Here is a 19945-nt window from a genome sequence, read left to right as displayed (position 1 = left end):
TACACACCATGTGCAGATATGGCTACCCTGATGCCATGGCCAGCATCGAGACCCCGCGCAACGCCCGCAGCCGCCGCACCGCGCAGGCACTGCTCAAGGCCGCCAGGGAGCTGATCGAGCAGGAGGGCCTCGCGGAGGTCACGATGGCCGCGGTGGCGGAGCGGGCCGGAGTCTCCCGGCGCGCGATCTACCTGCACTTCGCCTCCCGCGGCGAGCTGCTGGCGGCGCTCTACGACTACCTCAACGAGGTCGAGGACCGCGATGCCGCCTTCCTGCCCATGTGGGAGGCGGCGGACGGGGTCGCCGCGCTGGACGCCCGGGCCCAGGTGGTGGCCGGCTTCATCCCACGGATCATGCCTACCGCACGCGCGCTCCAGCAGGCGGCCCGGCACGACCCCGACGCCGCGCGGCACTGGGAGCTGGCCAGCCGGGTCCGCTACGAGGGATGCCGACAGATCATCGAGCGCCTGGCCGGCGAGGGTCGCCTGGCCCCGCGATGGACGACGACGACAGCAACGGACATGCTCGTCGCGCTGAGCTCGTTCGACGTGGTCGGCATCCTCCTCAACGAGCGCGACTGGACCGAGGCCGAGCTCGCCGACCACCTCGCGGCTGTGTTCCGCCAGGTCTTCGTCGTCTGAACAGCCGCGCTGCCGGGATCACCCCATGTGCGGGTAGCGGTGGTCCGTCGGCGGGACGAGGGTCTCCTTGATCGAGCGGGGCGAGGTCCAGCGCAGCAGGTTGAGGGCCGAGCCGGCCTTGTCGTTGGTGCCGGACGCGCGGCCACCGCCGAAGGGCTGCTGGCCGACCACGGCACCGGTGGGCTTGTCGTTGACGTAGAAGTTGCCGGCCGCGAAGCGCAGCTCGTTGCTCGCCCAGTCCACCGCGTGCCGGTCCGTCGCCAGGATCGAGCCGGTGAGGGCGTACGGCGCCGCGGACTCGGCCTGCTTCACGATCTCCTCGAAGGCGCCGGGCCGGCTGTCGTCGTACACGTGGACGACGAGGATGGGGCCGAAGTACTCGGTCGAGAACATCTCGTCGGCCGGGTCCTCGGCGACCACGACCGTCGGGCGGACGAAGTACCCGACGCTGTCGTCGACCTCTCCGCCCGCGACGATCTGCAGCCCGGACGTGGCGCGAGCCCGCTCGATCGCGGCCTTGTGCTTGGCGAACGCGCGGGCGTCGATGACGGCGCCGGTGAAATTGGCGAAGTCGGTCGGGTCGCCCACGGGCAGGGCGTCGGTCTGGGAGGCCAGGTCGGCACCCATCCGGGCCCACAGCGACGCCGGGACGTACGCACGCGAGGCGGCCGAGCACTTCTGGCCGGAGAACTCGAACGCGCCGCGGATCAGCGCGGTGCGCAGCACGTCCGGGTCGGCGGACGGGTGCGCGATGACGAAGTCCTTGCCGCCGGTCTCGCCGACGAGCCGCGGATAGGTGCGGTACGACGACAGGTTCTCCCCGACCGTGCGCCACAGGTGCTGGAAGGTCGGCGTGGAGCCGGTGAAGTGGATGCCGGCCAGGTCGGGGTGCGCGAGCGCGACCTCGGAGACGGCGAGGCCGTCGCCCGGCAGCATGTTGATGACGCCCGGCGGCAGGCCGGCCTCCTCCAGCAGCTCCATCGTCAGCGACGCGGCGAGCTGCTGGGTGGGCGACGGCTTCCAGATCACCGTGCTGCCCATGAGGGCGGGCGCGGTCGGCAGGTTGCCGGCGATCGCGGTGAAGTTGAAGGGCGTGATCGCGTAGACGAAGCCCTCGAGCGGGCGGTGGTCGGTGCGGTTCCAGATGCCGGGGGCGTTGGCGATCGGCTGCTCGCCGAGGATCTGCCGGGCGAAGTGGACGTTGAAGCGCCAGAAGTCGATCAGCTCGCAGGCGGCATCGATCTCGGCCTGGAAGGAGGTCTTCGACTGGCCGAGCACGGTAGCGGCGTTGAGTCGCTGGCGCCAGGGCCCGGCGAGCAGCTCGGCGGCGCGCAGGATGACGGCGGCACGCTCGTCGAACGGCAGCGCCTGCCAGCCCGGAGCGGCTTCGCGAGCCGCGGCGATCGCGGACTTCGCGTCGTCGGCGGTGCTGTTGCGCAGCACGCCGAGCACCTTCTGGTGCGCGTGCGGCTGGACGACGGCGATCTCCTCACCGCCGCCGGCGACCTTCTCACCGCCGATGTGGGCGTCGAGCTGACGCGTCGTGCCGCCGAGCGCGTCGAGCTGCGCGACGAGCGCGTCCCGCTCGGCGCTGCCCGGGGCATAGGTCAGGTTGGGCTCGTTGACGGGGGCCGGCGGGGTGGTGATGGCGTCCATGTCGGGGTCCTCTCGGAAGAAGGCGGGGATCAGCGGGATCGGTGCGCGAGGGCGCGGAGGAAGAAGGCGACGTTGGCAGGGCGCTCGGCCAGCCGTCGCATGAAGTACCCGTACCAGTCGGTGCCGAACGGGATGTAGACGCGCATCCGGTGGCCGTCGTCGACCATCCGCTGCTCGAGCTCGGGGCGCACGCCGTAGAGCATCTGCGCCTCCCAGCCGTCCGCGCCGCGTCCGGCGGCCAGCGCCCGCGCGACCGCGCGGTCGAGCATCGCCGGGTCGTGGGTGGCGATCATCGGGTGGCAGTCGGAGCTCATCAGCGCGTCGATCGCCCGCTCGTAGGCCCCGTCGACCTCGGCCTTGCGCTGCAGCGCGACCGAGGCGGGCTCGCGGTAGGCCCCCTTGACCAGCCGGATCCGGGCGCCGGTGCCGTCGAGGTCGGCGATGTCACCGGGGGTGCGCCGCAGGTTGGTCTGCAGCACGTTCCCCACCAACGGGTACGACGCGCGCAGGGCCGTGCCGATCGCGAGCGTCGAGTCGACGGTGGTGTGGTCCTCCATGTCGAGGGTGACCGTGCAGCCGAGGGCGGCGGCCGCGGCGGCGATCTCGGCCGCGTGGTCGGTGGCGATCGTCGTGCCACCGGGCAGGGCCTGGCCCATCGCGGAGAGCTTGAGCGAGACGTCGGCACCGGCGGCGCAGCCCGCCTCGGCGAGCGCGGCCAGCAGGGCGAGGTACGCGTCGCGCATCGCCCGGGCACCGGCCAGGTCGAGGACGTCCTCGCCGAGCACGTCGAGGGTGACCGTGCGGCCCGTGGCGATGAGGCGACGGGTCGCGGCGACCGCGTCGGCGGCGGTCTCGCCGGGCACGAACCTGTCGACGACCTTGCGGGTGACGGGGAACGACTCGACCGCGCGGCGGGCGCGGGCGCTGCGCGAGGCGCGGTTCAGGGTCTGGCTCAGGGCCTGGTCGAGCATGTCTCCACGCTAGGAGCGTCACCGCTCACACGAAACGGACATCTGTCACAGGATTCTCAGGCCGCGATGAGACACTTGTCTGATGAGCTCGCTCGATGACCTCGTGGAGGACATGGCCCGGCTGACCGATGCACCGTGCACGCTCGAGGATCCGGACTTCCGGCTGATCGGCTTCTCCGACCACCGCGGCGACGACGTCATCGACTCGATCCGGCAACGCTCGATCCTGCAGCGACGCTCCACCGAGGACGTGCTCGTGTGGTTCCGCGGCCAGGGCATCGAGGACTCCCCCGGCCCGCTGCGCACCCCTGCCGACGAGGCGCTCGGGATCGTCGCTCGGCTCTGCGTCCCGGCCCGGCACCTGGGCCGGGTGCACGGGTACTTCTGGCTCATCGATCCGGACGGCCGGATCGCCGAGTCGACCTGGCCGGAGGCGATCCGGATCGCCGAGTCGGCGGCGCTGCTCCTCAACGTGGCCGAGCGCCGCCAGGCCCACCGCGACGCGCTCTTCCGCGAGCTGGTCGAGGGCGGCCGGCTCGCGGCCCGGGAGTCGGCGGCCGACCTCGCCCAGGCCGGCGGCCTCGACCTGCACGAGCCCGTCACCTGCGTGCTGCTCGAGCGCCCCGAGCTGCTCGACCAGGTCGCGAGCCGTCCCTCGCGCCCCGGCGTGGTGTGGGTCCGCTCCAGCCCGGGCGTGGCCTGCGCCGTCACCCGCGCCTCGCTCGTCGAGCCCGCGGGCGGCCTCACCGACCTGCTCGGCGCCCTCGGTCTCGGCCGCCGCGTCGACAGCCTGGACCGGGTCACCCGCGCCGCGACCGGCCCCACCGTGCCCGGCATCGACGCGCTGGCCGCCGCCCACCGCGGCGCCCGGGTCGGCCTCCGCGTCGCCCGGACCGCCGAGCCGGGCGCGGTCGTGCGCTGGGAGTCCCTCGGCCCGCTCGCCCTCCTCGGCGTCAGCCGCGACGACGATCTGGCGGCGGCCGTGATCGACCCACCGGTGCGCGCGTTCCTCGCCACGGCGGCCCCGGACGTCCTGCACACGGTGCGGGTCTGGCTCGACGAGGCTGGCAGCGCCTCGCGTACGGCGACCCTGCTGGCCGTGCACCGACAGACCGTCTACCACCGGCTCGGACAGGTCGAGCAGGCCACCGGCTACGACCTCGCGCGAGGCGCCGATCGGCTCCGGCTGCACCTCGCCCTGGCGCTCGCGCCCTTCCTCCCCCGCACGGAACCGGCAATTCGGTAGAGCGTCCGGGCCGCGCCGACGTACATTCGACCGTCGGGCCTCGCGCAGAGGTCTTCTGTCCTTCACGCCTTCGTGGCCGAACGGAAATGCGGACCTTGTAGGAATCCGACTGGCGCCGCATGACGAGCGACCGGAAGGAGGTGACGGCGGCCATGACCACCGTGACGCTGCTGAACGCCTCCTACGAACCGCTCGGCACGGTCACCTTCCAGCACGCCGTGCGGATGCTGTTCCGCGAGGTCGCCACCGTCGAGGAGGCGCACGAGGACCGGATGATCGGGCCGCACCCGTGGCCGCGGGTGATCCGGCTGGTCCGGTACGTCGCGGCGAAGTGGATGTACCGCCCGGCGGCGTACTCCCGGAGCAATGTGCTCAGGCGCGACCGCCACGCCTGCGCCTACTGCGGCCGGCACGCCTCGACCATCGACCACGTCCTCCCGCAGAGCCGCGGTGGCGGCTGGACCTGGCTCAACACGGTCGCGGCGTGCGGCCCCTGCAACGGACGCAAGGCCAACCGGACGCCCGCCGAGGCGGGGATGCGGCTGCGGCTCGACCCGTTCGTCCCGACCCGGGCCCAGCTGGCCGTCGCCTGAGGCTCTCCGGGCCGGCCGCCGGCACGCCCTACAGTTCGGGGCGTGCACAGGTCCACGAGACTCAGGCTGGCCTACGTCGCCCTGGCGGCGGCCGACACCGTACTGGCCGGATCGCGGAGGCCGTCGGCGCACCGGGCGCGCCGGGTCACCAAGCCGCTCCTGCTGCCGACCCTCGGCGCGGCCCTGGCCGCGGACCCCCGCGCCGACGGGTCGCCGCTGCGGACGACGACACTGGTCGCGCAGGCCGGCGGCTGGGGCGGCGACGTGCTCCTGCTGGGCCACGGCGAGCGGATGCTCGCGGCCGGGGCATGCTCCTTCGGTCTGGGCCATCTGGCCTACCTGGCGGGGTTCCGGCGCCACCGCGATCGGCGGACGCCGACCCGGAGGGCACCCACCACCCGGGTGATCGCGAGCCTGTGGGCGACCAGCGGACCCGTCGTCGCCGCGGCCGCCGCCCGCCGGGACCGCCGCCTGGGCGGGGTGCTGCTCGGCTACTCGGCGCTGCTCGCCACGATAGCCGCCGGTGCCGCCCACCTGGACCCCACGCTGCCGCGGGACGCGCGCCTGCTCACGGCCGCCGGCGGCGCGACCTTCCTGGCCTCCGACGCGGTCCTCGGCGCCCGGACGTTCCTGCTGCCCGATGCGCCGCAGCGGCTGGAGTCGGTCGTGATGGCGACGTACACCGGCGCGCAACTGCTGCTCGCCGAGGGCACGGCCCGGGCCGGTCGCGAGCCCCGGCACCCCTGAGCAAGGTCTCGGATACCAGACGGCAGCTCGGGCATCCGGTCCGAGGACGTGGCCGGCGTGCGGTGGACTGGACCGCGATGACCACGACGATCACGCGCGCCGCCGACCTGCCGTCCGCCCGATGGCGCAACGGGCAGGGCCGGACCACCGAGATCGCCCTCGCGGGCCCGCCGGACGCCTTCACCTGGCGGGTGAGCCTCGCCGAGGTCGCGCGGGACAGCGACTTCTCACCGTTCCCCGGCATCGACCGGATCATCACGCTGGTCGAGGGCACCTCGATGACGCTGCACCTGCCCGGCCGCACCCACGTGCTGCGCCCGGACGAGCCGTTCGGCTTCGACGGAGGCGTGCCGGTGCGCTGCTCGGTCGACCGACCCACCCGGGACCTCAACGTGATGACCCGCCGCGGCGCCGCCCGGGGCCGCCTGGACGTGTACCGGCTCGCTGCCGACGACGACGCCCTCGTCGTACCTCGGGCGGACACGGTGGTGCTCGTCGTCCTCGACGGGACCGTGACGCTCACCTCGGACGGTGGCGCGACCCTCGGGACCGGGGATGTCGCGATCGCCGACGAGCCCCTCGTGCTCGGCGGCACCGCCCGCGTGGCCGTCGCCCGGATCGACGCGGACCCCGCGGCACCCCTCCCCGGAACTACTTGCCAGTAGGTAGTGACGAACCCTCTCCAGAGGAGGTAGAACACGTTCTGATTCTACCTACTGTGATGGAGGTCACATGTCGCACAGCCCCCACCCCGTGTCGTCTCGGCTCACCCGGCGCGGATTCATCACCGGCACCGGGGCGGCGCTCGGCGCCGCGTCGCTCGGTCTGCCGGCGCTGTCGAGCCCCACCTCCGCCGCCATCGGCAACGGCGCCCAGGTCCCCGTGCTCGTCATCGGCACGGGGTACGGCGGCGCGGTGGCCGCACTCCGGCTGGCCCAGGCCGGCGTCCCGGTCGAGATGGTCGAGATGGGCATGTCGTGGGACACCCCCGGCTCCGACGGCAAGATCTTCCCCAAGGTCACCTCGCCCGACAAGCGCGCCTACTGGCTGCGCACCAAGACCAAGGCACCGGTGAGCAACTTCTTCGGCTTCCCCATCGACGCCAACATCACGAAGTACACCGGCATCCTCGACGCCGAGGAGTTCGCGGGCATCACCGTCTACCAGGGCCGCGGCGTCGGCGGCGGCTCGCTGGTCAACGGCGGCATGGCGGTCACGCCGCAGCAGTCGCGGTTCAGCTCGATCCTGCCCTCGGTCGACGTCGCGGAGATGTACGGCACCTACTACCCCCGCGCCAACGCCGGCCTCGGCGTCGGCTCGATCGACCCGGCCTGGTTCGAGACGGCCGAGTGCTACAAGTACGCCCGCGTCGGCCGCAAGCACGCCCAGCGCTCCGGCTTCGCCTGGACCTTCGTGCCCGACGTCTACGACTGGAACTACATGAAGGCCGAGCAGGCCGGCACCGTCACCCGCTCGGCCCTCGACGGCCAGGTCATGTACGGCAACGACCACGGCAAGAAGTCGCTCGTGCAGACCTATCTCGCGCAGGCGCTCGCCACCGGCCGGGTGAACGTGTCGCCGCTGCACCGGGTGACGTCCGTGGCCCCGGCCGCGGGCGGGGGTGGGTACACCGTCGCGATCGAGCAGATCGACACGTCCGGCAACGTCGTGGCGACCAAGAACGTCACCGCCGCGAAGGTGTTCTTCGCCGCCGGGAGCGTGGGCACCAGCAAGCTGCTGACCAAGCTCAAGGCGACCGGCGTCCTCCCCGCGCTCAACAACGAGATCGGCAAGGGCTGGGGCGACAACGGCAATGTCATGTGCGGCCGGGCCAACCACATGTGGGACCCGACCGGCCCGCTGCAGTCGACGATCCCCTGCTCGGGCATCGACAACTGGGACGCCGGCGGCGCGTTCGCCGAGGTCGCCCCGCTGCCCACCGGCATCGAGACCTACGCCTCGCTCTACCTGTCGATCACCAACACGACCCGGCGCGCGGAGTTCACCTGGAACGCCGCGGCCGGCAAGGTCGACCTGTCCTGGCAGACCGCCTGGAAGCAGGACTCGATCACCATGGCCAAGACGATCTTCGACAAGATCAACAGCAAGGAGGGGACGATCTACCGCACCGACCTCTTCGGTGTCTACAAGGTGTGGCAGGACGGCCTGACCTACCACCCGCTGGGCGGTGCCGTGTTGAACAAGGCCACCGACAACCACGGTCGCCTGCACGGGTACGACGGCCTCTACGTCATCGACGGGGCGCTGATCCCGGGCAACACCACGGTCAACCCGTTCGTCACGATCACCGCGCTGGCCGAGCGGAACATCGACCACATCCTGGCCAACGACATCTGAGTCGCATCCGGGTCAAGCGCATGGCAGGGGCGGTCGCGGGCACCGGTCCTCCATGGGCGATCTGTTGGCGACCTACCGGCGCAAGCGCGACTTCACGCGCACCTCGGAGCCGGCCGGTGCGCCGCCGTCCCCGGACGGCGGCGCCCGGTTCGTCGTGCAGCGGCACCGGGCGAGCCGGCTCCACTACGACCTGAGGTTCGAGATCGACGGCGTGCTGGTCAGCTGGGCGGTGCCGAAGGGGCCCACCCTCGATCCCGGCATCCGGCGGCTGGCCGTGCACGTCGAGGACCACCCGATCGAGTACCTCCACTTCGAGGGCGTCATCCCCTCCGGCGAGTACGGCGGCGGCGACGTCATCGTGTGGGACACCGGCACCTGGGAGCCGGTGAGGACCGACGACCCGCGCGCCGCGGTCCGCGACGGCGAGCTGCACGCCGAGATGCACGGGCACAAGCTGCGCGGCCGGCTGGTGCTCGTGCGCACCGGCGCCGAGGGCAACCGCGAGGCATGGATGTTGCTGCACAAGCGGGACGACCGGGCCGTCGAGGGCTGGGACCCCGAGGACCATCCGCGGTCCGTGCTCAGCGGGCGCACCAACGCGGACGTCGCCGCGGATCCCGATCGGCGCTGGCGCTCGGACGCACCGGCCGCCGACGCGGCAGAGACCCTGCTGCCCGAGCCGCTTCCCGACGCCGCCGTCGACGAGCTCGCCTCCCTCGGGAAGCAGGGCACCTGGGAGCTGTTCGGCCGGCGGCTGAAGGTGACCAACCTCGACAAGGTGCTCTTCCCGGGCGACCCGCCGGTCACCAAGCGCGAGCTTCTCGCCTACACCGCACGGATCGCGCCGGTCGTGACGCCCTACGTCCGCGACCGCGCGCTCAACCTGCACCGCTATCCCGACGGCGTCGGCGGGCAGGGCTTCTGGCACAAGCAGCGCCCCGAGCACGCGCCCGAGTGGCTCGGCGCCTGGGACAACCCCGACGCCGACCCCGGCGAGACGACGACCTATGTCGTCGCCGACGAGCCGGCGGCCCTCGTCTGGGCCGCCAACTTCGGCGCCCTCGAGTGGCACCCCTGGACGTCGCGAGTCCAGGACCCCTACGAACCGACCTACGCACTCGTCGACATCGACCCCGGCGAGCGCACCACCTGGGCGGAGGTGCTCGCCCTCGCCCGTCTGCACCGCACCGCGCTCGACCATCTCGGGGTGACCGCGCGGGCGAAGGTGACCGGACGACGCGGCATCCAGATCTGGGTCCCCGTCGTGGCGGGCTACACCTTCGAGGACACCCGCGGCTGGGTCGAGCGGCTCTCGCGCACGGTCGGCAAGGTCCTCCCGGACCTGGTCAGCTGGAAGTGGGAGGTGAAGGCGCGCGGCGGCCGGGCCCGGCTGGACTACACCCAGAACGCGATCAACAAGACGCTCGTCGCGCCGTACTCCCCCCGCCCCGCGGCCGGCGCCCCGGTCTCGGTGCCGATCGGCTGGGGCGAGCTCGACGATCCGGACCTGCGCCCGGACCGCTGGACGATCCGCACCGTGCTGGACCGCCTGGCCGAGCGCGGTGACCCGTTCCAGGCGCTGATCGGCGCGGCCCAGGAGCTGCCCGAGATCAGCTGACGGGGACCGGAGAGGGTGCGGCTCACAGCCGCGGGTCGACCGGCTCCGACTCCAGCGCGAGCACCGCGAACACCGCCTGGTGCACCTTCCACAGCGGCTCGTTGCCCACGAACGCCGTGAGCGCGTCGAGGCCCAGTCCGTGCTCGCGCAGCGCGAGCTGCCGCTTCCTGCCGAGGTGCCGCTGCCGCAGTACGTCGAGGGAGCCGGTGTAGTCGGGCCCGTAGATGATCCGCAGGTACTCCCGTCCGCGCACCTTCAGGCCCGGCTGCACGCGGGCGTCGACGAGATGGGCCGGCTTGACGACGATGCCCTCGCCGCCGGCGGCGGTGAGGTCGAGCCACCAGCGGGTCGCCGCCTCGCGGTCGGCCGGCGAGGACAGGTCGACCCGGCGGTACCGGGTCGGCGTGATCAGGTCGCCCTCCAGCGCGGCGAGCTGTGCCAGGTGCCACGGGTGCGGCTCGGTGTGCGCGAGCACCCGGCCCTCGGCCGCCAGGATCTGGAAGGGCGCGACAGTCACGCCGTCGAGGCCGTCGGTCGGCCGGCAGTACGCCGCGTACGCGTCCCGGAACGCGGCCGCGTCGACCTGGCGCTGCGCCACGCGGCCGGCCAGTGCCGCGACGTCGAGCCCCCGGGCGCCGGCCCGGGCGAGCACGTCCGCCGCCTCGGGGAGCACCGCGCGGGCGGCGGCCCCCACGGCGGCGTACTGGTCCTTGATCAGGTCCAGGGCCTTGGCCGACCAGGGCAGCAGCTCGCAGTCGAGCGCCAGCCAGTCGGTGTCGAGCGTCGCGAAGAGCGGCGCGGCGGCGGCCCGGAGCCGGTCGACCAGCGCGGCGGTGACCACGGGGTCGGCGAAGAAGGGCCGGCCGGTGCCGGTGTGGACGGTGCCCGACGAGCCGTCGCCCACACCGAAGCGGCGCTCGGCCACGACGGCGTCGCGCGCGATCACCGCGATCGCGCGCGAGCCCATGTGCTTCTCCTCGCACACGACCTCGGTGACGCCCCAGCCGGCGTACTCCTCGAAGGCCTGGGCGGGGTGCTCCAGGAAGCCGTCCTCCCGTGACGTGGCCACCGGCGACATCGTCGGGGGCAGGTGGAGCAGCCAGCGCGGGTCGACCGCGAACCGGCTCATCACCTCGAGCGCGGCCGCGGCGTTCTCCTCGGGCACCTTCACCTTGCCGGCGTGCGGCGAGTCGATCCAGCGGGTGCCGGCGACGTCGCCGATGGCCAGTACCGACGGCTCCCGGCCGGCGCCCGTGGGCGCGAGCGGCCGGACCGGCTCGTACCACTGCTGCTCGGCCGGCACGGACACGATCTCCCGCTCCGGGTAGCGCAGCGCGGTGAGGGCGCCGCCGAAGACGACCCCGGTGTCGAGGCAGATCGTGTTGTTGACCCACACAGCCGCGGGGACGGGGGTGTGGCCGTAGACGACCATCGCGTCACCGCGGTACTCCTCGGCCCAGGGATAGCGCACGGGCAGCCCGAACTCATCCGTCTCGCCGGTGGTGTCGCCGTACAGCGCGAAGGCACGCACCCGGCCCGACGCACGACCGTGGTAGGCCTCCTTGAGCCCGGCGTGCGCCACGACCAGGCGACCCTCGTCGAGGACGTAGTGGCTGATCAGGCCGTCCATGAACGCCAGCGCCCGCGCGCGGAGGTCCTCAGGCTCGGCGGCGAGCTGGTCGAGCGACTCGGCCAGCCCGTGGGCGACCGTGACGTTCGCGCCCTTCAGGGCCCGGACCAGCTTGGCCTCGTGGTTGCCCGAGACGCACAGCGCGGTGCCGGCGGCGACCATCCCCATCACCAGGCGGAGCACGCCGGGCGTGTCCGGGCCCCGGTCGACGAGGTCGCCGACGAAGACCGCCTGCCGGCCCTCGGGGTGGGTCGCCCCGACCGCGGTGCCCGCGTCGTCGTACTCCAGCCGCCAGCCGAGCTCGCCGAGCAGGGTCCGCAGCTCGCGAGCACAGCCGTGGACGTCGCCGATCAGGTCGAACGGCCCGGTCACGTCGCGCAGGTCGTTCCACGAGCGCTCGCGGACGATGGTGGCCGCGGCGATCTCGTCGGTGCCGCGCAGCACGTGGACGCGGCGGAAGCCCTCCTTGCGGAGCCGGCCCAGCGACCGTCGCAGGTCGCGGTGCTGGCGGGTGACGACGTGCTTGCCGAAGGTGCGGTCGGGCCGGGTCGCGTTGCGCTCGATCGCCGTCGCCTCGGGTACGTCGAGCACGATCGCGTCGACCATCACGTCGTGGCTCTTGGCGAGCTTGACCAGGGAGGCCCGCGCCGCCTGCTGGACGTTGGTGGCGTCGACGACGGTGAGCAGGCCGCGCCGCAGCCGGGTGCCGACGATGTAGTGCAACACGTCGAAGGCGTCACGGGTGGCCGACTGGTCGTTCTCGTCGTCGGCGACCAGGCCGCGGCAGAAGTCGCTCGAGACGACCTCGGTCGGCTTGAAGTGCTCGCGGGCGAAGGTCGACTTGCCGCTGCCGGACACGCCCACGAGCACGACGAGCCCCAGGGCGGGGATGCTGAGCTCAGTCATCGGTCGTCGTCTCCTTGCGGGTGAGAATCGCCAGCTGGGTGGGCGATCCGTGCGTGCTGTCGGCCTCGCCGACGCCCCACAGCTCCACGGCATAGCCGTACGTCGAGCCGACCCGCTCGCACCACGCGGCGAACTCCGCGCGGTCCCACTCGAAGCGGTGGTCGGGATGCCGCATCCCGACGAGGCCCTCGTAGAGCACGTTGTACTCCCGGTTCGGGGTGGTCACCACCACCGCTCCCGGCCGCGCGGCCCCGAGGACCACCTGCTCCAGCGCCGCGAGCCGCGGTGGGTCGACATGCTCGACGACCTCCATGAGCACCGCGGCGTCGTACCCGGCGAACCGCGGGTCCTCGTAGGTCAGCGCGCCCTGGAAGAGCTCGAGCCGGCCGGCCTGGCGCTCGGTCATCCGGTCGACGTGCAGCCGGCGGGCCGCCTGCTGGAGGGAGCGGGCCGACACGTCGCAGCCCGCGACCCGCTCGATGCCGGCGACCTTCAGCAGCCGGTCGAGGAGCTGGCCAGGCCCGCAGCCGAGGTCGATGACCGACCGCGCGCCGAGCTCCGCCAGCACCTGCAGGACGGCGTCGTGACGCTGGGCGTTGAGCGGCAGCCGCCGCTCCGCGGGCTGGAGCACGTCCTCCGCAGCCCCGTCGGCGTCGGCCACCCCGTCGGTCGTCACCTGCTCGTCGAGCTCGGCCAGCCGCGCGAGCGCGACCCGGGTCAGGCCGCCGCGGCGGCCGAGATAGCGCCGGGTGATCAGGGTCCGGTCCGGATGCGCCGCGAGCCAGTCACCGCCGGAGCGGAGCAGTTTGTCGACCTCGTCGGGCCCCTGCCAGTAGTGCTTCGACTCGTCGAGCACGGGCAGCAGCACGTGCAGCTGGCTCAGCGCGTCGGCCAGCCGCACGTCGCCGGTGAGCACCAGCCGCACGTAACGCGAGTCGCCCCACTCCGGGAAGCGCTCGTCGAGCGCGATCGCGGTGGCACCGACCCGCCAGCCGAGCGGCTCGAACAGGCGGTGCGCGATCTCCGCGCCGCCGCGGCAGGGCAGCACGGGGATCTCGATCTCCAGCGGGATCGCCCGGTCGGCCAGCTCCGGCCGCGCCTTGCAGATCCCGCTGCGGGCGGTGCTGAACACGTCGGCCAGCGCGACGCCGAGCAGCGACGACGCGGCGTAGGACCGGTCGTTGACGTACTGCGCCAGGCTGAAGTCGGGCGTGCTCCGCCCCAGCCGGCGGGCCAGCCGCACCGGGTCCACCTCCAGCAGCAGCGCCGCCGTGCACCGCTCCTCCCCCGCCTCCGGGTAGAGCACGGTCGCGGTCCCGAAGGACTGCGCGAACTCCTGGACCCGGTCGGGGTGCTTGTGCAGCAGGTAGCCCAGGTCCGTCGCGGGTCGGTGGGTCGTCGAGATGGTCAACAGCACCTCGCCATCCTGCCCGGACCCGCAACGGGTTTACGGGATCAGCCGGCGAGCACCGCGACGTACCGCTCCAGGTAGACCGGCCAACCCTGCGGACCGTCGACCCCTTCGCGCACCGACTCCCACCCGGCGCCGTGCCGCTCGAGGTGCCGGTGCTCGAGCTCGACCCGGGTCCGGTCGGGCCCGTCCGCGACGAAGCGCACCTCGACCTCGCTCGCCTCGGCCGGGTCGGTGACGACCTGCCAGGTGGGCGAGATGTCCCAGCTGATCACGAAGCGGGTCGGCGGGTCGAAGGCGAGCACGCGTGCCCAGCGGCACACCGAGCCGTTCTCGCCGCGGTCGTAGACGTGCCCGCCGACCCGGGCCTCGAAGACCGTCTCCGCGATCGCCTCGGGAGCGAGCAGGTTGTGCTCGCGCGGCTTGATCCGGTCGAACTGCTCGGTGAACACCCGGAAGGCGCGCTCGACCGGCGCCGCCACCGTCACCTCGAACCGCACCGCCTCACCCGATGTCGTACCACTCATGTCGTGCTCCGATCCTCCGGCTCGCCCTCGACGAGCTCCTTGAAGTTGGCCAGCGTCGCGCTCCAGAACCCCTCGAGCTCCGCGCGCAGCACCTGCAGACCCGCGGGGTCGGCGGAGTAGATCCGCCGGGTGCCCTCGGCCCGCACCCGGACCAGGGCGGCGTCCTTCAGCACACGCAGATGCTGGGACACCGCCGGCCGGCTGACCGGCAGCTCGCCGGCCAGATCGGTGACCGAGCGCGGGCGCCGCGCGACGCGGGCGAAGATCTCCCGCCGCGTCGGGTCGGCCAGTGCCGTCCATGCGTCGGCGACGTCCGTGGTCACAAAGCGTAAGTTACTGCTTACGGAAGGGCGGCACAAGGTTCAGAGGCCGGCCGTCAGCGGCCCGGCAGCACGAAGGTCTCGAGCCAGGCCTCGAAGACGGTGCTGGCCACCTTCCGGTTCGCCTCGGCGGTGTCGGCCAGCTCGTCGAGGACCCGCTGCGTGCCCGCCGCGCCGTAGAGCCGCTCGAGCGCGCTGCGGTAGGACTCGACGACGGCCCACTCCGCGGCGAGACCGGCACCGACCTCGACGTGGAACTGCACGCCGTAGGCCGAGCCGACCGCGAACACCTGGTTGTCGTAGGCCGCGGACGCCGCCAGGCGTCGCGCCCCGGCCGGGAGGTCGAAGGTGTCGCTGTGCCACTGGAAGACCGAGAACCGGTCGGGGAGCAGGCCGAAGACCGGGTCGTTCGCCGCCTCGGCGGTCAGTTCGACGTCATAGGTGCCGACCTCGGGGGACGCGCCGGTGTAGACGCGGGCGCCGAGGGCAGCCGCGAGCAGTTGGGCGCCCAGGCACACCCCCCAGTACGGCACCCCCGCGGCCACCGCGCGCGCGATGTAGGCGCGCTCGGCAGCCAGCCACGGGTGCTCGGCGTCGTCGAGCGCGCCCATCGGTCCTCCCATTACGATCAGCGCCGCGAAGTCGTGGTGATCGGGCAGCGGCCCGCCCTCGTCGAGCTCGACGCGGTGCACCCGGTAGCCGTGCGCGTCGAGGATCTCCTCGTAGGTGGCGGGCGGCTCGCAGCTGATGTGCTGCAGCACGAGGACGGTGGGGCGCTCGGTCGGGTTCATCTTCTCCGTCTTCTCAAGGGACGCCGGCCTGCTCGTCCGAGCAGGCCGGGCGGGGTTGTTAGAGTCCGGGCGGGTGGCTCACGAATGCTTCTACCGTTCGTGAGCCACCCGTGCTCCGGGGCGGTTCGGTCGCTCCGGCCGCTTCTACCGGCCGGTGCGGGTCAGTACATCCGGAAGTACTCGCGCTGCTCCCAGTCGGTGACCTCGTCCTGGTCGTCCGCGAGGCCGTCGGCGGCGAGGGCCTCGGTGTAGCGGCGCCACTCGTTGCGCTTGAGCCGCAGGTAGTAGTCGACGAACTCGTCGCCGAACTCCTTGCGGAACAGCGCGCTCTGGTCCAGCTCGTCGGCCGCCTCGGCCAGGCTGCCGGGCAACCGCGGCAGGCTGGTGTCATGCGGGTCGACCGACATCGGGCCCGGATCGATCCCCTCGTCGATGCCGTTGAGCCCGGCCACCAGCTGCGAGGCGATGTAGAGATAGGGGTTGGCCGCCGGCTCCCCGACCCGGTTCTCGAAGTGGGACGCCGGGTCGTCGACCTCGCCCAGCACCCGCAGGTAGGTGCCGCGGTTGTCCGCCGACCAGGTGGCCCGGTCCGGCGAGAGCGAGAACCGCTCGCTCAGCCGCTTGTAGCCGTTGACGGTGGGCGCGGCGAAGATCGTCGTCGCCGGCGCGTGCGCGAGCAGTCCGCCGGCATAGGCGCGGGCGAGGTCCGAGACGATCTGATCGCCACCGTTCGCCATGAACGCGTTGGTCGCGCTCGCGGTGTCGAAGATCGACTGGTGCAGGTGCCAGCCACTGGCGTCGAAGCCGGACAGCTTGGGCGCGCACATGAAGCTGGCGTGCAGTCCCTGCCGCGCGCTGATCTGTTTGGCCGCCGTCCGGAAGAGAACCATCGCGTCGGCGGCCGCGAGCGCATCCATCGGCGCGAAGGTGAACTCCATCTGCCCCGGCCCCGACTCGTGCTCGGTGGTGCGCAGCGGGAGGCCGAAGGCCGTGATCGCGCGGCGGAGCTCGCGAATGTGCTCCTCGGCCTCGTCGCAGAGGTTCTCGCTCATGAACTGGTAGCCGAGGTTGAGCGGTGCGACGACCGGTGCCTCCCCCGGGCTGCCGAAGCCGCCGATGGCGTCGACCTCGTAGCGGCGGTCGACGAGATGGGTGAGGTACCACTCGACCTCCAGCCCGACGACCATCTGCAGGCCGCGCTCGGCCAGCCGGGCCAACGCCTGCTTGAGCAGCAGCCGCGAGGAGTACGGCAGCGGCGTGGCGGACTTCAGGTACTCGTCGGCCAGGATCCAGCCGGTGCCCGCGCACCACGGCAGCACCTGGAAGGTGTCCGGGTCCGGGACCAGCAGGAAGTCGGCCGCGCCGGTCATCCCCTCGTTGCCGAGGCCGCCGCCTTCCTCGAACGGGTTGAACACCAGATCCAGCCCGGTGTCGAAGATGACACCGCCGGGGCTGGTGTCGATGCCGTTGCGCATCGTGGACCGGAAGGCCGCCGGCGACAGCGACTTGCTGCGGGTCAGCCCGTGCGGGTCGACGTACACGACCCGGATCACGTCCAGGCCCTGCTCGTCGACCGCGGCCAGCACCTCGTCGGCCTTGCGCTGCTGGTCCGCCGACCACAGCCCGTGGTCCGCGATGAAGCCCACACGGCCTGTGGCCAGGTCCTCCAGGCGGGGGTTGGTTCGTTGGTTCATCGGCCTTCGTCTCCTTCGGTTGGGTGGTCGATGTGCGGGTCGAGGCCGGGATAGTCGGGGCGCCACGGCCGGTTGGCCTCGTAGTCGGAGGCCGTGGCGAGCACGTCGCCGTCGCGGTGCAGCAGCCCCACCAGCTGGATGCCGAGCGGGAGGCCCGCGCGGCTGAGTCCGGCCGGGACCGAGACGGCGGGCTGCCCGGTCAGGTTGAAGAGGTAGGTGAACGGCGTCCAGCCGAGTCCCACCACGTCGGCCGCCGCCTCCTCCGGCGGGGCGTCGAGACCCAGCGCGAAGGCCGTGCCCGGCATGGTCGGGGTGAGCAGGACGTCGAAGGCCCCCATCTCCTCCCGCATCCGCTGGCGGAGCTCGGCGCGATCGGCGTGGGCTGCCGCCAGGTCGTAGGCCGAGAGGGTGCGGCCGTACCGGATCAGGGCGAGCAACCCGGGGTCGAGCCGGTCCGCGACCCGATCGAGGTCGGCGCCGTAGGACACCGACTCGTGGCCCGCCCAGAGGGTCATCATGGTGCCGAGCTGGTCGGGGAGGTCGAGGTCGCGCTCAACGACGTCGTGGCCGGCCCGGGCGAGCACGGCGGCCGCCGAGCGGGTCGCCGCGCAGGCCTCGGGACCCGCGGTCGCGAAGCCGAGCGAGGTCGCCATCCGGATCCGCAGCGGCCGTCCCGGCATCGGTACGACGGCGCCCCGGCCCGGCACACTCGTCGGGTCCCGCGGGTCGTAGCCGGCCATGTGGCGCACCGCCGTCGCTGCGTCGGCGACGGTGCGGGTGAGCGGGCCGATGTGTGAGAGGCCCTCCGGGGACGGCGGGTGGTACGGGATCCGGCCGAAGGTCGGCTTGTAGCCGACGACCCCGCAGTAGGCCGCGGGGATCCGGACGCTGCCTCCGCCGTCGGTGCCCACGGCGATCGGGCCGAGCCCGAGCGCGGCCGCCACTCCGGCGCCGCCGCTGGAGCCGCCGGACGTGAACCGCGGGTCCCAGGGGTTCGCGCTCGGGCCGATCAGCCGATTGCCGGCATCGCCCTTCCAGCCGCCCTCGCTGGTGTTCGTCTTGCCGACCACCACGGCGCCGGCGGCGCGCAGCCGGGCCACGGCCGGCGCGTCCTCGTCGGGCACATGGTCGGCGGTGAGCAGCGAGCCGCGGGTGGTGCGCAGCCCTTCGGTCCGCAGCAGGTCCTTGATCGTCACCGGGACGCCGAGTAGTGGTGGGGCCGGCACCTGCGCGCCACGGGCGTACCCGTCGTCGGCCAGCCGGGCCGCCCGGCGGGCACCGTCCGGGTCGACGGTGAGGAAGGGCTTGAGGGCGGCGAAGCGCTCGGCCCGGACCAGGATCTCGTCGAGGACCTCCGAGGGCGAGAAGTCCCGCGAGCGGAAGCCGGTCAGGAGCTCGTCGACCGAGCGGAAGGCCAGCTCGGCGCCCGTCGCCCGCTCCGCGGGTGCGAGAGGGCTCATGCGCTCGCGACCTCCAGCGTGGCGACCGGCCGGCGGATGGTCGCCACGGCGACGAAGACCACGACCACCGCGACCTGGGCGGCGACCACGACGCCCGTCGGCACGTCGTCCCAGCGGCCGGTCAGCATGAGCGCACCGGGGAGGGTCGTGGTCGTGAAGGCCTGGAGCACGGCGAGCCAGCCCGTCGCCACGGTCAGGCTGTCGAGACCGGCGGCGAGGACGAGGAAGAACGCCGAGAAGAGCACGGCCCACGACAGCCAGATCGCCCCGAACTTCGGGTCGTCGAACCTGTCGAAGTTGACCCAGGCCAGCATCAGCGAGACCAGCACCGCCCAACCGCAGTACCACCCCAGGCCCTGACCGGGCAGGTCGCGGAAGTTGTTGAGCGCGACGTAGAGGTAGGTGAACGCGAACAGCAGGAAGCCCGCGCTGCCGAGGACCGTCGAGAGCTCGGCGTCGCTGCTGCCCGCGACGGGCAGGGCGGTGACGCCGACGGTCGCGACCAGGGTGAGGCCGATGAAGAGGTTGATCGGCGCGGTGTCCTTGGGGCTGAGCCGCCCCAACAACCCGAGGCCGTTGCACAGCAGGACGGAACCCACGAAGAAGAGGGCCAGGCTACTCATAGTGAAACTCCTTGATGATCGTGCTGAGGGAGGACGAACGTGTCGAGCCACGTCGTGAGGAGGGCGCGCGCCAGCAGGTGGCCGGCGGGCGCGTGGACGGCGGTCGGGGCCAGGACGGCATCGACGTAGCCGGGGCCGTGCCGGGCCCGCAGGTCGGCCGCGAACGAGGGATGCTCGGCCCAGGTGCGCACCGCGTCGACCCCGACCTCGGCGTGGAACTGCACGCCGTAGGCCGAGCCGACGGCGAACGCCTGGTTCGCGTAGAGGTCCGAGCCGGCCAGCCGGCGCGCCCCCTCCGGGAACGTGAAGGTGTCCCGGTGCCACTGCAGCACCGGCATCCGGACGGGCAGCATCGCGCCGACCGGGTCGTTCTCGGCACCGGCCGCCCGGACGAGGTCGTGCATGCCGAGCTCGGGCCGCTCGCCGCGCCGGACATCACCGCCGAGCGCGGCCGCGAGCAGCTGGGCGCCGAGGCACACCCCCCACACGGGTACGCCGGACGCGACCGCCTCGGCGAGCAGTCGGCGCTCGTGCGCCAGCGCCGGCAGCACGTGGTCGTCGAGCGCACCCATCGGCCCGCCCAGCGTCACGATCCCCCGACAGCCGTCGAGCGGCGGGAGCGGCGCCCCCGCGTGCAGCTCGACGTGCTCGACCGGCGCCCCGCACCCGGCCAGCACGTCGCCGTACTCGCCCGACGGCACCGCCGCATCGTGGTGGATCACGAGGATCCGTCCAGAGAAGTCCATTTTGGCA

At 72.9% G+C, this 19945-nt stretch carries 18 protein-coding genes; 7 read left to right on the top strand and 11 right to left on the bottom strand.

Annotated features, from left to right (window positions below):
• Positions 1 to 35: 35 nt before the first annotated feature.
• A complete protein-coding gene (locus RB608_RS13010; RefSeq protein ID WP_308088367.1) occupies positions 36 to 641 on the top strand; it encodes a helix-turn-helix domain-containing protein in 606 nt (201 codons plus the stop codon).
• An 18-nt stretch (positions 642 to 659) separates the two neighbouring features.
• Here RB608_RS13010 and pruA read toward each other — a convergent pair whose 3' ends face one another.
• Positions 660 to 2297 carry an L-glutamate gamma-semialdehyde dehydrogenase gene (gene pruA, locus RB608_RS13005; RefSeq protein ID WP_308088366.1) on the bottom strand — a complete coding sequence of 546 codons (1638 nt, stop codon included), beginning with the start codon at positions 2295 to 2297 and terminating at the stop codon, positions 660 to 662.
• Between the two features lie 29 nt (positions 2298 to 2326).
• Positions 2327 to 3268, bottom strand: coding sequence for a proline dehydrogenase family protein (locus RB608_RS13000; protein WP_308088365.1), 942 nt, complete (start codon positions 3266 to 3268; stop codon positions 2327 to 2329).
• Between the two features lie 82 nt (positions 3269 to 3350).
• On the opposite strand from RB608_RS13000, the gene RB608_RS12995 reads away from it, so the two are divergent.
• The 6 genes from RB608_RS12995 to RB608_RS12970 all read left to right on the top strand — a co-directional run bounded on the left by RB608_RS12995 (position 3351) and on the right by RB608_RS12970 (position 9830).
• Positions 3351 to 4514: a helix-turn-helix domain-containing protein gene (locus RB608_RS12995; protein WP_308088363.1), complete on the top strand. Its 1164-nt coding sequence runs from the start codon at positions 3351 to 3353 to the stop codon at positions 4512 to 4514.
• A 119-nt stretch (positions 4515 to 4633) separates the two neighbouring features.
• The gene (locus tag RB608_RS12990; RefSeq protein WP_308088362.1) at positions 4634 to 5107 is read left to right on the top strand and encodes an HNH endonuclease; all 474 of its coding nucleotides are present in this window, start codon (positions 4634 to 4636) and stop codon (positions 5105 to 5107) included.
• A 42-nt stretch (positions 5108 to 5149) separates the two neighbouring features.
• On the top strand, positions 5150 to 5854 hold the full coding sequence (locus tag RB608_RS12985; protein WP_308088360.1) for a lysoplasmalogenase: 705 nt from the start codon (positions 5150 to 5152) through the stop codon (positions 5852 to 5854).
• A gap of 77 nt (positions 5855 to 5931) precedes the next feature.
• The gene (locus RB608_RS12980; RefSeq protein ID WP_308088359.1) at positions 5932 to 6519 is read left to right on the top strand and encodes a HutD family protein; all 588 of its coding nucleotides are present in this window, start codon (positions 5932 to 5934) and stop codon (positions 6517 to 6519) included.
• A gap of 67 nt (positions 6520 to 6586) precedes the next feature.
• Positions 6587 to 8212: a GMC oxidoreductase gene (locus tag RB608_RS12975; protein ID WP_308088358.1), complete on the top strand. Its 1626-nt coding sequence runs from the start codon at positions 6587 to 6589 to the stop codon at positions 8210 to 8212.
• Between the two features lie 52 nt (positions 8213 to 8264).
• The gene (locus RB608_RS12970; RefSeq protein WP_308088357.1) at positions 8265 to 9830 is read left to right on the top strand and encodes a DNA polymerase ligase N-terminal domain-containing protein; all 1566 of its coding nucleotides are present in this window, start codon (positions 8265 to 8267) and stop codon (positions 9828 to 9830) included.
• 22 nt (positions 9831 to 9852) lie between these two features.
• Here the strand turns inward: RB608_RS12970 and RB608_RS12965 are convergent, their stop codons facing one another.
• The 9 genes from RB608_RS12965 to RB608_RS12925 all read right to left on the bottom strand — a co-directional run bounded on the left by RB608_RS12965 (position 9853) and on the right by RB608_RS12925 (position 19938).
• Positions 9853 to 12366, bottom strand: coding sequence for a polynucleotide kinase-phosphatase (locus RB608_RS12965; RefSeq protein ID WP_308088356.1), 2514 nt, complete (start codon positions 12364 to 12366; stop codon positions 9853 to 9855).
• Positions 12359 to 13783, bottom strand: coding sequence for a 3' terminal RNA ribose 2'-O-methyltransferase Hen1 (locus RB608_RS12960; protein WP_308088355.1), 1425 nt, complete (start codon positions 13781 to 13783; stop codon positions 12359 to 12361). The genes RB608_RS12965 and RB608_RS12960 overlap by 8 nt, the downstream gene beginning before the upstream one ends.
• Positions 13784 to 13821: 38 nt before the next feature.
• Complete coding sequence (locus tag RB608_RS12955) at positions 13822 to 14304, bottom strand: SRPBCC family protein (protein WP_308088354.1); 483 nt, start codon at positions 14302 to 14304, stop codon at positions 13822 to 13824.
• A complete protein-coding gene (locus RB608_RS12950; protein ID WP_308088353.1) occupies positions 14301 to 14627 on the bottom strand; it encodes a metalloregulator ArsR/SmtB family transcription factor in 327 nt (108 codons plus the stop codon). The genes RB608_RS12955 and RB608_RS12950 overlap by 4 nt, the downstream gene beginning before the upstream one ends.
• A 53-nt stretch (positions 14628 to 14680) precedes the next feature.
• Positions 14681 to 15415, bottom strand: a complete 735-nt coding sequence (locus RB608_RS12945) for a type 1 glutamine amidotransferase (protein ID WP_308088352.1) — start codon at positions 15413 to 15415, stop codon at positions 14681 to 14683.
• Positions 15416 to 15576: 161 nt separating this feature from the next.
• Entirely contained in the window at positions 15577 to 17109 is a 1533-nt protein-coding gene (locus tag RB608_RS12940) for a glutamine synthetase family protein (RefSeq protein ID WP_308088351.1), read from the bottom strand.
• Positions 17106 to 18569, bottom strand: coding sequence for an amidase family protein (locus tag RB608_RS12935; protein WP_308088349.1), 1464 nt, complete (start codon positions 18567 to 18569; stop codon positions 17106 to 17108). Before RB608_RS12935 ends, RB608_RS12940 begins: the two co-directional genes overlap by 4 nt.
• Positions 18566 to 19192 carry an AmiS/UreI family transporter gene (locus RB608_RS12930; protein ID WP_308088348.1) on the bottom strand — a complete coding sequence of 209 codons (627 nt, stop codon included), beginning with the start codon at positions 19190 to 19192 and terminating at the stop codon, positions 18566 to 18568. Before RB608_RS12930 ends, RB608_RS12935 begins: the two co-directional genes overlap by 4 nt.
• A complete protein-coding gene (locus RB608_RS12925) occupies positions 19189 to 19938 on the bottom strand; it encodes a type 1 glutamine amidotransferase (RefSeq protein WP_308088347.1) in 750 nt (249 codons plus the stop codon). Before RB608_RS12925 ends, RB608_RS12930 begins: the two co-directional genes overlap by 4 nt.
• Positions 19939 to 19945: the final 7 nt, after the last annotated feature.

The organism is Nocardioides sp. LHD-245, from assembly GCF_030929495.1.
Taxonomy (GTDB): Bacteria; Actinomycetota; Actinomycetes; order Propionibacteriales; family Nocardioidaceae; genus Nocardioides.
This window is presented reverse-complemented; position numbering and strand designations above follow the sequence as displayed.

Excerpts from the sequence above, each read along its gene's own strand:
- RB608_RS13010 (WP_308088367.1), top strand. The coding sequence starts at position 36 with ATGGCCAGCATCGAGACCCCGCGCAACGCCCGCAGCCGCCGCACCGCG.
- pruA (WP_308088366.1), bottom strand. The coding sequence starts at position 2,297 with ATGGACGCCATCACCACCCCGCCGGCCCCCGTCAACGAGCCCAACCTG.
- RB608_RS13000 (WP_308088365.1), bottom strand. The coding sequence starts at position 3,268 with ATGCTCGACCAGGCCCTGAGCCAGACCCTGAACCGCGCCTCGCGCAGC.
- RB608_RS12995 (WP_308088363.1), top strand. The coding sequence starts at position 3,351 with ATGAGCTCGCTCGATGACCTCGTGGAGGACATGGCCCGGCTGACCGAT.
- RB608_RS12990 (WP_308088362.1), top strand. The coding sequence starts at position 4,634 with ATGACGAGCGACCGGAAGGAGGTGACGGCGGCCATGACCACCGTGACG.
- RB608_RS12980 (WP_308088359.1), top strand. The coding sequence starts at position 5,932 with ATGACCACGACGATCACGCGCGCCGCCGACCTGCCGTCCGCCCGATGG.
- RB608_RS12975 (WP_308088358.1), top strand. The coding sequence starts at position 6,587 with ATGTCGCACAGCCCCCACCCCGTGTCGTCTCGGCTCACCCGGCGCGGA.
- RB608_RS12970 (WP_308088357.1), top strand. The coding sequence starts at position 8,265 with ATGGGCGATCTGTTGGCGACCTACCGGCGCAAGCGCGACTTCACGCGC.
- RB608_RS12965 (WP_308088356.1), bottom strand. The coding sequence starts at position 12,366 with ATGACTGAGCTCAGCATCCCCGCCCTGGGGCTCGTCGTGCTCGTGGGC.
- RB608_RS12955 (WP_308088354.1), bottom strand. The coding sequence starts at position 14,304 with ATGAGTGGTACGACATCGGGTGAGGCGGTGCGGTTCGAGGTGACGGTG.
- RB608_RS12945 (WP_308088352.1), bottom strand. The coding sequence starts at position 15,415 with ATGAACCCGACCGAGCGCCCCACCGTCCTCGTGCTGCAGCACATCAGC.
- RB608_RS12940 (WP_308088351.1), bottom strand. The coding sequence starts at position 17,109 with ATGAACCAACGAACCAACCCCCGCCTGGAGGACCTGGCCACAGGCCGT.
- RB608_RS12935 (WP_308088349.1), bottom strand. The coding sequence starts at position 18,569 with ATGAGCCCTCTCGCACCCGCGGAGCGGGCGACGGGCGCCGAGCTGGCC.
- RB608_RS12930 (WP_308088348.1), bottom strand. The coding sequence starts at position 19,192 with ATGAGTAGCCTGGCCCTCTTCTTCGTGGGTTCCGTCCTGCTGTGCAAC.
- RB608_RS12925 (WP_308088347.1), bottom strand. The coding sequence starts at position 19,938 with ATGGACTTCTCTGGACGGATCCTCGTGATCCACCACGATGCGGCGGTG.